General features: G+C 63.1%; 10 protein-coding genes and 1 pseudogene. 7 read left to right on the forward strand and 4 right to left on the reverse strand.

Annotation, left to right across the window (positions count from 1 at the left end; translation table 11 throughout):
* From EN749_RS20235 to EN749_RS20260, 6 genes and pseudogenes are all read left to right on the forward strand, one after another.
* Window positions 1–237: pseudogene (locus EN749_RS20235) on the forward strand (arabinose ABC transporter substrate-binding protein); the annotation flags it as partial.
* 65 nt (window positions 238–302) lie between these two features.
* On the forward strand, window positions 303–1814 hold the full coding sequence (araG, locus tag EN749_RS20240) for an L-arabinose ABC transporter ATP-binding protein AraG (protein WP_127395338.1): 1512 nt from the start codon (window positions 303–305) through the stop codon (window positions 1812–1814).
* 10 nt (window positions 1815–1824) lie between these two features.
* On the forward strand, window positions 1825–2775 hold the full coding sequence (araH, locus tag EN749_RS20245; RefSeq protein WP_128363809.1) for an L-arabinose ABC transporter permease AraH: 951 nt from the start codon (window positions 1825–1827) through the stop codon (window positions 2773–2775).
* A 15-nt stretch (window positions 2776–2790) separates the two neighbouring features.
* Window positions 2791–3570 carry an SDR family oxidoreductase gene (locus EN749_RS20250; protein WP_128363810.1) on the forward strand — a complete coding sequence of 260 codons (780 nt, stop codon included), beginning with the start codon at window positions 2791–2793 and terminating at the stop codon, window positions 3568–3570.
* A 14-nt stretch (window positions 3571–3584) separates the two neighbouring features.
* Window positions 3585–5297, forward strand: coding sequence for an L-arabinonate dehydratase (gene araD / locus EN749_RS20255; RefSeq protein ID WP_128363811.1), 1713 nt, complete (start codon window positions 3585–3587; stop codon window positions 5295–5297).
* 11 nt (window positions 5298–5308) lie between these two features.
* The gene (locus EN749_RS20260) at window positions 5309–6214 is read left to right on the forward strand and encodes a dihydrodipicolinate synthase family protein (protein ID WP_128363812.1); all 906 of its coding nucleotides are present in this window, start codon (window positions 5309–5311) and stop codon (window positions 6212–6214) included.
* A 14-nt stretch (window positions 6215–6228) separates the two neighbouring features.
* Here the strand turns inward: EN749_RS20260 and EN749_RS20265 are convergent, their stop codons facing one another.
* The 4 genes from EN749_RS20265 to EN749_RS20280 all read right to left on the reverse strand — a co-directional run bounded on the left by EN749_RS20265 (window position 6229) and on the right by EN749_RS20280 (window position 9815).
* The gene (locus EN749_RS20265) at window positions 6229–6975 is read right to left on the reverse strand and encodes an SDR family NAD(P)-dependent oxidoreductase (protein ID WP_128363813.1); all 747 of its coding nucleotides are present in this window, start codon (window positions 6973–6975) and stop codon (window positions 6229–6231) included.
* Between the two features lie 68 nt (window positions 6976–7043).
* Window positions 7044–8555, reverse strand: a complete 1512-nt coding sequence (locus tag EN749_RS20270; protein WP_128363814.1) for an altronate dehydratase family protein — start codon at window positions 8553–8555, stop codon at window positions 7044–7046.
* A gap of 235 nt (window positions 8556–8790) precedes the next feature.
* Window positions 8791–9120 (reverse strand): L-rhamnose mutarotase, encoded by a 330-nt coding sequence (locus tag EN749_RS20275; protein ID WP_127365912.1) that lies wholly within the window; start codon window positions 9118–9120, stop codon window positions 8791–8793.
* Window positions 9121–9140: 20 nt separating this feature from the next.
* Window positions 9141–9815, reverse strand: coding sequence for a GntR family transcriptional regulator (locus tag EN749_RS20280; protein ID WP_128287601.1), 675 nt, complete (start codon window positions 9813–9815; stop codon window positions 9141–9143).
* Window positions 9816–10149: 334 nt separating this feature from the next.
* On the opposite strand from EN749_RS20280, the gene EN749_RS20285 reads away from it, so the two are divergent.
* Window positions 10150–11577 (forward strand): sugar ABC transporter ATP-binding protein (locus tag EN749_RS20285; RefSeq protein WP_145990955.1); only part of this gene is annotated, 1428 nt, incomplete at its 3' end.

Below are 11577 nucleotides of genomic sequence, written 5' to 3' on the forward strand. Positions count from 1 at the left end.
ATCGGCGTTGGCATTGGCGGCGCGGATTCCGCAATCAACGAGTTCAAGAAGCCGACCGCCACTGGGTTCGTCGGCACCGTGATCATCTCGCCGAAGCGTCATGGCTACGAGACGGCGCTCAACATGTATGACTGGGTTGCCAACAACAAGGAACCGGAGAAGCTGATCCTGACTTCCGGTGCACTCGCCAAGCGTGACGACTACCAGAAGGTCCGCCAGGGCCTCGGCATCGAATAATCCTCCCTGTACAAACAGGCGGCTCATCCCGCCGCCTGTTTGTCATGGCTCAAAAGGATCGGCTCGTGTCCTTTCTCGACTTCTCGCACATCACCAAGACCTATCCGGGCGTCAAGGCGCTGTCGGACGTCTCGTTCGGCGTCGACAAAGGCGCCGTGCATGGCCTGATGGGCGAGAACGGCGCCGGCAAATCCACCCTGATCAAGATCCTCTCCGGCGACCAGCATGCCGATCAGGGTGAGATCCGCATTGACGGCAGGGTTCAGGCCTATACCTCGACCCGGGATGCCTTCGACAATGGCGTCATTGTCATTCATCAGGAACTGCAACTCGTTCCTGAACTCACCGTTGCCGAAAACCTCAGCCTAGGTCGTTTCCCCGCCAACGCCGGCATCATCGCCGGCCGCCGGATGCTGGACGACGTCGGCGCCAAGCTGAAATCGGCCGGTATCGACATCGACATGCGCCGCAAGGTCAAGACGCTGTCGATCGGCGAACGCCAGATGGTCGAGATCGCCAAGGCGGTCATGCTCGACGCACGCGTTATTGCGCTGGACGAACCGACCTCGTCACTGTCCTCGCGCGAAAGCGAAATCCTGTTTGCCCTGATCAATCGCCTGCGCAGCGAGGGCAAGGTCATCATCTACGTCTCGCACAGGCTCGACGAGGTGTTCCGGCTCTGCGACAGCTTGACCGTGCTGCGCGACGGCAAGCTCGCGGCGCACCACGCGTCGCTGAAAGGCGTCACCCGCGATCAGGTCGTCGCGGAGATGGTCGGCCGCGAGATTTCGGATATCTGGGGTTTTCGCGCACGAAAAACAGGCGATGTCCGCCTGAAGGTCGACGCTCTCAGCGGCCCCAAACTGCAGACACCGGCCAGTTTCGAGGCAAGGGCAGGCGAGATCGTCGGCTTCTTCGGCCTGATCGGCGCCGGGCGCTCGGAGCTGATGCGGTTGGTCTATGGCGCCGATCCGCGTTCGGGCGGCACCATCACCGTCGACGGCAAGCTGGTTCGCGCCACCGATCCGCGTGGCACGATCCGGGCCGGCATCGTGCTGTGCTCGGAGGATCGCAAGCATGACGGCATCATCCAGGGGCGCTCGGTCGAGGAGAACATCAACATCTCGTCGCGGCGCCATCACACACGCTTCGGCGTGCTCAACCGCGCCAGCGAGATCGCCACGGCCGAGACCTTTATCAAGAAGCTGAAGGTGCGCACGCCGTCGCGCAAGCAGGACATCATCAACCTCTCCGGCGGCAACCAGCAGAAGGTCATCCTCGGCCGCTGGCTGTCCGAACAGGGCGTGCGGGTGCTCATTGTCGACGAGCCGACGCGCGGCATCGATGTCGGTGCCAAATCGGAAATCTACGAACTGCTCTACCAGCTTGCGCAGGACGGCATGGCGATCGTCGTGGTCTCGTCCGAACTGCCGGAGGTGATGGGCATCTGCGACCGTATTCTGGTGATGTGCGGTGGCCGCGTCAGCGCTGAACTCACCCGCGACCAGTTCGCCGAAAGGGCGATCCTGGCCGCCGCTCTGCCCGATCAGAAAACCCCCGACGCGATCGCATCCTGAGGACTTTGGCATGACCGACCAGTTGAAAAAAATCCTGCTCGGCGAACAGGGCCTCGTCGTCATCTTTGTCGTCGCCTTCGCGCTGGTGTCGGCTCTGGTGCCGAACTTCCTTACGGACCGCAACATGCTCGGCCTGCTGCAGTCGGTGGTCACCGTCGGTATCGTCGCCTGCACCATGATGTTCTGCCTCGCCGCGCGCGACTTCGACCTGTCGGTCGGTTCGATCGTCGCCTTTGCCGGCATGGTCGCTGTGATGGCCTCGAATTACACCGGCTCGATCCTGCTTGGCCTGCTGGCGGCAATCGCCTGCGGCGCTTTCGTCGGCTTCATCAACGGCGTTGTCATCGCCAAATTTCGCATCAACGCGCTGATCACGACGCTGGCCGCCATGCAGATCGTGCGCGGCTTTGCGCTGATCGCGTCCGACGGCCGCGCCGTCGGCATCAACAGCCCGGATTTCTATCAGCTGGCGCTCTCGAAACTGCTCGGCATACCGACGCCGGTCTGGGTGCTTGCCATCCTGTTTTGCATCTTCGGCTTCGTCCTCAACCGGACCGTCTTCGGCAAGAACACGCTGGCCATCGGCGGCAATCCGGAGGCCTCGCGGCTTGCCGGCGTCAATGTCGACCGGACGCGCATCTGGATTTTTGCGCTGCAAGGCGTCGTCTGCGGTATCGCCGGCATCCTGCTGGCGTCGCGCATCACCTCGGGCCAGCCCAACGCGGCGGTCGGGCTGGAACTCTCGGTCATTTCGGCCTGCGTGCTCGGCGGCGTTTCGCTCGCCGGCGGCCGCGCCACCATGTCGGGCGTCATCGTCGGCGTGCTGATCATGGGAATCGCCGAAAACGCCATGAACCTGCTCAACATCCCGGCCTTCTACCAGTACATCGTGCGCGGCGTTATTTTGCTGCTAGCCGTGCTGCTCGACAATCTGCGCTCATCGGCACTGGGTCGGCGATAGGCTGGAGGAACAAAAATGGCTGAGCGCCTTTCCGGCAAACGCATCTTCCTGACGGGTGCAGCGCAAGGCATCGGGCTTGCCATCGCCGAAGCCTGTTTGGCCGAAGGCGCAAAACTGTTCCTGGTCGACCGCGATGCCGCACTGCTGGACAAGGCAGTCTCCGGCCTTGCCGCACCGCAAGGCCATGTCGGACATGTTGCGGCCGACATAAGCGACAGCACCGGGATTGCGGCTGCCGTCAGCCAAGCGGCTGCCGAGATCGGCCCGATCAACGCGCTGATCAACAATGCCGGGGTCAATGTGTTCTCGACGCCTCTCGAGGCGACCGAGGAAGAGTGGAACCGCAACTTCGACGTCAACGTCAAGGGAGCCTGGAACTGCAGCAAGGCGGTGCTGCCGGGCATGATCGCGAGCGGCGGCGGCGCCATCCTCAACATCGCCTCGACGCACAGCTTCACCATCATCCCGCATACCTTCCCCTATCCGATCGCCAAGCACGCGCTGCTCGGCCTGACCAAATCGCTGGCACTCGAATATGCGGCGCAAGGCGTGCGCGTGAACGCGCTGGCGCCGGGCTATGTCGAGACGCAGAAGGCGATCGATTACTGGAACAGCTTTGCCGACCCGGCCACAGCACGCGCCAACACCATGGCACTGCACCCCGGCGGCCGCATCGCCACGGCGCACGAGATCGCGCTTGCCGCGGTGTTCATGATTTCCGACGAGTGCCCGTTCATGAACGCGGCCACGCTCGTCGTCGACGGTGGACTGAGCCAGCTCCAGCATCCCGCCTGAACGCCGGAAAGACCATGACCAAGAGACGATCGCAGCAGTGGTTCGGCGGGCTGGGCAAGGATGCCTTCATCCACCGCAGCTGGATGAAGAACAACGGCCTGCCCGATGATGCTTTCGACGGCCGCCCGGTGATCGGCATCTGCAACACATTCTCCGAATTCACGCCTTGCCACGTGCATTTCCGCGGCCTGATCGAGCATATCAAGGCGGGCGTGCTGGAAGCCGGCGGCCTGCCGCTCGAATTCCCGGTCTTCTCTTGCGGCGAGTCCAATCTGCGGCCGACGGCGATGCTGTTTCGCAACCTCGCCTCGATGGATGTCGAGGAGGCAATCCGCGGCAATCCCATGGATGGCGTTGTGCTGATGGCCGGCTGCGACAAGACCACGCCGTCGCTGGTCATGGGCGCGGCTTCCTGCGACCTGCCGTCGATCGTCATCTCAGGCGGTCCGATGCTCAATGGCCGCTTCCAGGGCCGGGAGATCGGTTCCGGCACCGATGTGTGGAAGTTTTCGGAAGACGTTCGCGCTGGAGTGATGAGCGAGCAGGATTTCGCCGATGCCGAGAGCGCCATGTCGCGCTCGCCCGGCCACTGCATGACCATGGGCACGGCCTCGACGATGGCCTCGATGGTCGAAGCGCTCGGCCTGGCGCTACCCGGCAACGCCGCCTATCCGGCTGTCGATGCGCGCCGCAGCCGCATCGCCCGCATGACCGGACGGCGCATCGTCGAGATGGTCAATGAGGATTTGCGCCCGTCGGTCATCCTCAAGAAGGCGGCCTTCGCCAACGCCATCCGCGTCAATGGCGCCATCGGCGGCTCGACCAATGCGGTCGTGCATCTCCTGGCCCTCGCCGGCCGTGTCGGCACCGAGTTGACGCTGGACGATTGGGATCGATATGGCCGCGACGTGCCGACCATCCTCGACCTGATGCCATCCGGCCGCTTTCTGATGGAGGATTTCTGCTACGCCGGTGGCATTCCGGCCGTCATGAAGGAGATGGCCGATCTGCTCGATCTCGACGCGCTGACCGTCAGCGGCAAGACCGTGCGCGACAACATCAGTGATGCCCAAAACTACAATCCGGAGGTGATCCGCCCGCGCGACAAAGCGCTCACGCCGCAGGGCGGCATTGCGGTGCTGCGCGGCAATCTGGCGCCCGACGGTGCGATCATCAAGCCGTCCGCCGCCTCGCCAGCGCTGATGAAGCATCGCGGCCGCGCCGTCGTCTTCGAGGACATCGACGACTACAAGGCGCGCGTCGACGATCCCTTGCTGGACATCGACGATGCGTCGATCATGGTGCTGAAGAATTGCGGGCCGAAAGGCTATCCTGGCATGGCCGAAGTCGGCAACATGGCGCTGCCTCGGAAGCTGCTGAAGCAAGGCGTCCGCGATATGATCCGCATCTCCGACGCCCGCATGTCCGGTACCGCCTTCGGCACTGTCGTTCTGCATGCCGCACCCGAAGCCGCTATCGGCGGCCCGCTGGCGCTGGTCAGGAGCGGCGACTTCATCGAGCTCGATGTCGAAGCGAGGAAGCTGCATCTCGACGTGTCAGAACAGGAGCTCGCAAAGCGGCGGACATCCTGGGCTCCGCCGCAGCCGGCTATGCGCGGCGGCTATCAGGGTCTCTACGTCGACCATGTCCTGCAGGCGGATCGCGGCGCCGACCTCGATTTTCTCCTCGGATGCCGTGGCCATGCCATTCCACGCGAAAGCCATTGAGGCCGACCAGCATGCCTAATTTCCGGCCTGACGATTTCCACGGCATTAACGCCATTCTCTACGCGCTCTTTGACGTGAACGAACAGCTGGACCGCGCGGCGATGCGTCGGCAGGTCGAGATCTGCCTGGCGACCGGCGTGCACGGCATGGCGGCGCTCGGCCTGGCAACGGAAGTCGCCAAGCTGACCGAGGCCGAGCGTCGGACGATCATGGACTGGACGGCGGAAGACACCGCCGGAAAAGTGCCGCTCGCCTTCACCATCTTCGGTTCTTCTGTGGCTGAGCAGGTGGCGCAGGTTCGCCATGCCGAAAGCGTCGGAGCGGATTGGGTGATCCTGCAGCCGCCGCCAGCCGGATCCTATGGTGCGCCGGAATACATCAAGTTCTTCGGCCGCGTCGCCGAGGCGACCGACCTGCCGGTGGCGATCCAGAACGCGCCGGCCTTTTTCGGGCGCGGCCTTTCATCGGACGAAATCCGCGAACTCGTCACGCTTCATCCCAACATAAGGCTGATCAAGGGCGAAGGTCCGGTCACCGACATCGCCGGGCTGATCGAGCGCACCGAAGGCCGGATACCGGTTTTCAACGGACGCGGCGGCCTGGAACTGATCGACAATTTCCGCATCGGTTGCCGCGGCATGATCCTGGCGCCGGATTGCGCCGACTATGCCGTGCGCGCCTATCATGCGTTCCGCGCCGGAGACGAAGTCACGGCCGAGGCTGATTATGCAAGAATATTGCCGGCTGCCGTCTTCGTCATGCAAGGCATCGAGAGCTTGGTCTGTTACGGCAAGCGGCTGTTCGGCGCCCGCGCCGGCATCCCGGTACATGACCGGGCTCCGGCGATGCGGCCAGGCGAGCCTGGCCTCGCAATGGTGGAGCGCTTTGCGATTGGTCTGGGTCGGTTGCCTGGCTGAACGGCAACTGCCTTTCAGTAGGTCGTCCGTCCACCCGACAGGTCGAACGTGGAGGCGGTTGTAAAGCTGTTCTCCTTGGAGACGAGCCAGGCGACCATCGCCGCGGCTTCGTCGACCTCCAGCAGGCGGCCGCGCGGAATGCGCGAGCGCATATATTCGATATGCTCCGGCGTCAGTTGTTCGAGGATGCGCGTCTGCGCCGTGGCCGGCGAGATGCAGTTCACCGCGATGTCGTACTGCGCCAGCTCCTTGCCGAGCGACTTGGTCAAGCCGATGACCGCCGCCTTCGAGGCCGAATAGGCTGATGCGTTCGGGTTTCCCTCCTTGCCGGCCACCGAGGCTATGTTGACGATGCGCCCGTAATTGCGCTCCTTCATTCCCGGAACCACGGCGCGGTTGACGTAGAACGTGCCGTTCACATTGACATCGATGACCTTCTTCCACGTCTCGATGTCGTAGACGTCGAGCGGGGCGGCCGGGCCGGCAATTCCGGCGGAATTGACCAGAATGGAAATCTTGCCGGCCAGCTCTTCGGTCCTGGCGCGCGCCGCGTCCACCGACGCCCAATCGGCGACGTCCACGATCTCCGTCGTGGCGGCGTTGCCGAGTTCCTTCTTGGCGGTTTCGAGGCGGGCCTCATCGAGATCCCACAAGGTTACCGTCGCGCCGGAGGCGACGAAACGTCTGGCCATCGCAAAGCCGAGGCCCTGGGCGCCGCCGGTGACCACAGCGTGCTGGCCGTCAAGATCGATCCTGTTCATGTCGAGCGGTTCTTTCCGTTTGAGCTACTTCCGGGATAAAGGCCGGCCTGCGCAGGCGGGCGATATCGCTACATGGTTGCGCCAAGGCTCCATGGCACGAACTCGTTGTCGCCATAGCCGAGCGCTTCCGACCTGGTGCGCCCGCCGGATGCGACGCGCAGGATCTCGGCGAAGATTTCCTCGCCCTTCTCGGCCAGCGAGACGCCGTCCAGTATGTCTCCGCAATTAATGTCCATGTCCTCGCGCATCTGCTCGAAGATAAAGGTGTTGGAGGCAAGCTTGATCGAGGGCGTCGGCTTGCAGCCGAAGGCCGAACCGCGGCCGGTGGTGAAGCACAATATGTTGGCGCCGCCGGCGACCTGCCCGGTGGCCGAGACCGGATCGTAGCCAGGCGTATCCATGAAGACGAGGCCGCGCTCGTTGATCGGCTCGGCATATTCCAGCACTGCGCGCAGATTGGTGGTGCCGCCCTTGGCGGAGGCGCCGAGCGATTTCTCCAGGATGGTCGTCAGCCCACCCAGCTTATTGCCGGGCGAAGGGTTGTTGTTCATCTCCATGTCGTGCCTGGCGGTATGATCCTCCCACCAGCGGATGCGCTCGATCAGCTTTTCACCCACCGCGCGGCTCTCGGCGCGCAAGGCGAGAAGATGTTCGGCGCCATAGATTTCGGGCGTCTCCGAGAGCACGGCCGTGCCGCCTTGCCCGACAAGCAGGTCCACCGCAGCACCCAGTGCCGGATTGGCGCTGATGCCGGAATAGCCGTCCGATCCGCCGCATTGCAGTGCTAGCACCAGTTCGGAGGCTGGTTGCGGCGTCCTTTCGGCAGCGTTCACCGTAGGCAGCATGTCGACGATCGCCTTGACGCCGGCCTCGACTGTCTTTCGCGTGCCGCCGGTTTCCTGGATCGTTATCGTGCGGAAAATCGTGCTCTCCTCGATGTTGTACGACTGCATCCAGCGCGGAATCTGGAACGCTTCGCAGCCGAGCCCGACCATCAGCACGCCGCCGACATTGGGGTTCGTGGCAAAGCCCCATTGCGTGCGCTTCAGCAGGTCGTAAGCGGGACCCTTGGTGTCGATGCCGCAGCCAGTGCCGTGGACGAGTGCGATGATGCCGTCGATATTGGGATAGTCGCGCAGGATGCCAGACCGGTTGACCTCGTCGGTGATGAACCGGGCGACGCTGGCAGAGCAATTCACCGACGTCAGGACGGCGATGAAGTTACGCGTGCCGACCTTGCCGCTCGGCCGGCGATAACCCATGAAGGTGGCCCGCTCGGCCTCGGCAACGATCTCGGTTTGCCTGGCATTTGTGCCGAAGACGTAGTCGCGTTCGAAATTGCGCAGATACACATTGTGCTCGTGAACCCAGTCGCCGGCGACGATGGGTTCCCGCGCAAAGCCAATGGTCTGGCCGTATTTCACGATCGGGTCGTCCGAGCCGATGTCGCGCAGGGCCATCTTATGCCCGCGCGGTATGCGCGCCTTCGCTGCCACGTCCCCGGCTTTGTCCCCGATCTTCAACGGATCGACCGCCAGAAGAATGTTGTCGGTATCCGACAGCTTGATGAACCGTGCCATGACCCAAACTCTGAAAAAGCTCTCCCCGACAAGGAGCGTCGAGAGGCAAAAGTGATTTGGAATACTAATATAATAGAATGTCAGTGGTCAAGGTGCGGTTGCGAAAGGCCTGGACTGCAGGGCGTTGCGGCGGATCGGTCAGGTGAGTGGCGTGCGATGAGTGCGCCTTGCGGCGCAGTTTGAGGGCGGCAAACGGCTGGATGAAACAACGGATCGCCGCCCGGCCGGGACACGGTCAGTCGAGATGGAAGACCTCTTCCATCGCCGCCCACCATTCGCCGTCGGCGCGCGTCGGCAGTGGCGTCTGCATGGGGTCGCACAGCTCCCACCATTTGCGCATCGCCGGCGACTCGCTCATCCGCGCCGCATCCCTGGCGAAGTCGCTGCCGTGATACTCCCAGCAGGCGAACAGAAGGTTCTCCGGTTCGCGCAGGAAGATCGAATAGTTGCGGATGTTGGCGCGGCTGATGACGTCGAGCACTTCGGGCCAGACGGCGGCGTGGACGCGCTTGTAGTCCGCGATCGCCTCGGCTTTCACGCCGATACATAGTCCCATTCTTTGCATGCCGGTGGCTCGCAGGGGCTTCAGTCGAGAAGGTCGGCGGCGACTTCGAGCGTGTTGCGGAACGACGTCTCGAGATGATGTTCCATGGCCCTTGCCGCCCCCTCGGCGTCGTGGCGCTTCAGCGCGTCGAAAATGGCCTCGTGCTGCTCGATCGTCTGTTCTCCATAGCCCGGTCTGGGGATGGCGAGATAGCGTCCGCGATCCATCTGTGCCTTCGAGATGTCGACGGCTCTCCAGATCATCGGCAGGCCGCAGATCTCGGCTATGGTGCGGTGGAAGACATCGTCGAGTTGTATCGCGGTGGCATATCTGCCGCGGGATATGGCAAGCCGGTGCGCCGCCATGTTGTCTTCCAGCAATTCGCTGGCCGCCGCTGTGAACTTGGCGGCCGCGCGTCGGGCGCTCTCCATCTCCAGTGCCCGCCGAATGACATAGGCTTCTTCCAGGTCGGCCCGGCTGATCGGAGCGACATAGGTGCCGGTCTGTGCCAGGATCTTGACCAGGCCCTCGTCGCTGATGCGCTTGACCGCTTCGCGCACCGGGGTGCGCGACACCCCCAGGGCCTCCGCGATGGCGACTTCGTTGATGACCTCTCCCGGCTTCAGCTGCCCGACGACGATCAGGTTGCGGATCTTGTGGTAGATCTGATCGCGGAGCGGAAGAGCCCGATTGAGCGTCGAAGGATCCAGGTCCATTGCAAATCCGTGTCTTCGTTCACCAGAAATGGCCAAATAATACTAGAATGTCAATCGGAACGCATCCAATGGAAGCGGTCGGGTGTCGGTGGACACGATGTTCATAACGACCGCCGGAAATCCACCTTGCCAGAACTGTTATATTAGTGCAATAGTCATCATCCGCGGTGAGAAATTCAACCGTAGCCGAGAGCCTGGACTGAGCCGCGTGTTCAAAGCCCGAACGTTCAAGCCAATTCGAAGAAGGGTCGAGCTGCGTTGAAGCAACTATTATACTAACATATCGATGATCGATACCGAGGACGGCCAGCCGCCAGGAGGAACCTAGCCAGATATGACTGTCGCCGCCGATTGCGCCTTGGACATGCGAGGCATCAGCAAGACGTTCCCGGGCGTGAAGGCTCTGTCCAACGTCAATTTCGCCGTGAAATTCGGCACCGTTCATGCGGTCGTGGGTGAGAACGGCGCCGGCAAATCGACGCTCATGAAAGTACTCAACGGGTCCTACGCACCCACCAGCGGCACAATCAGGGTCGGCGGCGCCGAAGTGCGCATGCGCCGGCCCGCTGACGCCCAGGCGCTGGGCATCCGCATGGTGCATCAGGAAATCAATCTGGTCCCCGACCTGAGCGTCGCCGAAAACGTCTATCTCGGCCGCATGCCGGGCAAGTGGACCTTTCTGCGCAAGGGCGAGATGATCCGGGCGGCAGCCGCCGTCCTCGATGAGCTCGGAGCGGCCATCAACCCGCGTGAACGGCTCGGCAACCTGTCGATCAGCCAGCAGCAGCTCGTCGAGATCGCCAAGGCCTACGCGGCGCAGCCCAGGATCATCGTCCTGGACGAACCGACATCGAGCCTCAGCGAGCATGAGACGGCGGCGTTGTTCCGGATCCTGCGCAAGATGCGCGATGACGGCATCGCCATCATCTACATCAGCCACCGACTGAAGGAGGTGCTCGAAATCGCCGACGAGGTGACTGTGCTGCGCGACGGCTCAATGATCGAGACGCGGCCGATCGAAGGCATAAATGCCGCTCACATGATCAGGCTGATGGTCGGTCGCGAAGTCAGCAATGTCTTCCCGAAAAGCCCGGCCGAGATCGGCAAGTCGGTGCTGCGCGTCGAACGCATCAGCGACGGCGCGCGCTTCCGCGATGTCAGCTTCGATGTACGCGCCGGCGAGATACTGGGCTTGACCGGGCTGGTGGGCGCTGGCCGCACCGAGGTCGCCCGCGCGATCTTCGGCCTGTCGCGGCTTGTCGAAGGCACAGTCAGCGTCAACGGACGCGAGGTCTCGATCAACTCGCCATCCCAGGCGGTCAGGGCAGGCATTGCCTATGTTCCCGAAGATCGCAAGGGCGACGGCGTCGTGCCTGGAATGTCGATCCGGGAAAACATCAGCCTGCCCATATTGCGCCGCCTGAGCCGTTTCGGACGCATCAGCCGCAGCGCCGATCACGCGCTTGCCGCGGACTCGGTCAAGCAGTTTTCAATTTCACCGCCCGACGGCGAACGGCGCATCAGCCTGCTGTCGGGCGGTAACCAGCAGAAGGTGGTCATCGCCAAATGGCTTGCCGCCAAACCTTCGGCCTTGATCCTCGACGAGCCGACGCGGGGTGTCGACGTCGGCGCCAAGGCCGAGATCCACCACATCATCGGCCAACTCGTCGCCGGCGGCATGGCGGTCGTGATGATCTCGTCGGAGCTGCCCGAAATCCTCGGTGTCTGCGACCGCGTGGTGGTGATGCGCGATGGCTATGCC

It is taken from the genome of Mesorhizobium sp. M7A.F.Ca.ET.027.02.1.1 (assembly GCF_004022985.1).
In the GTDB taxonomy this organism is placed as follows: Bacteria; Pseudomonadota; Alphaproteobacteria; order Rhizobiales; family Rhizobiaceae; genus Mesorhizobium.

Coding starts and splice junctions, on each gene's coding strand:
- araH (WP_128363809.1), top strand. CDS start 1,825: ATGACCGACCAGTTGAAAAAAATCCTGCTCGGCGAACAGGGCCTCGTC.
- EN749_RS20250 (WP_128363810.1), top strand. CDS start 2,791: ATGGCTGAGCGCCTTTCCGGCAAACGCATCTTCCTGACGGGTGCAGCG.
- araD (WP_128363811.1), top strand. CDS start 3,585: ATGACCAAGAGACGATCGCAGCAGTGGTTCGGCGGGCTGGGCAAGGAT.
- EN749_RS20260 (WP_128363812.1), top strand. CDS start 5,309: ATGCCTAATTTCCGGCCTGACGATTTCCACGGCATTAACGCCATTCTC.
- EN749_RS20265 (WP_128363813.1), bottom strand. CDS start 6,975: ATGAACAGGATCGATCTTGACGGCCAGCACGCTGTGGTCACCGGCGGC.
- EN749_RS20270 (WP_128363814.1), bottom strand. CDS start 8,555: ATGGCACGGTTCATCAAGCTGTCGGATACCGACAACATTCTTCTGGCG.
- EN749_RS20275 (WP_127365912.1), bottom strand. CDS start 9,120: ATGCAAAGAATGGGACTATGTATCGGCGTGAAAGCCGAGGCGATCGCG.
- EN749_RS20280 (WP_128287601.1), bottom strand. CDS start 9,815: ATGGACCTGGATCCTTCGACGCTCAATCGGGCTCTTCCGCTCCGCGAT.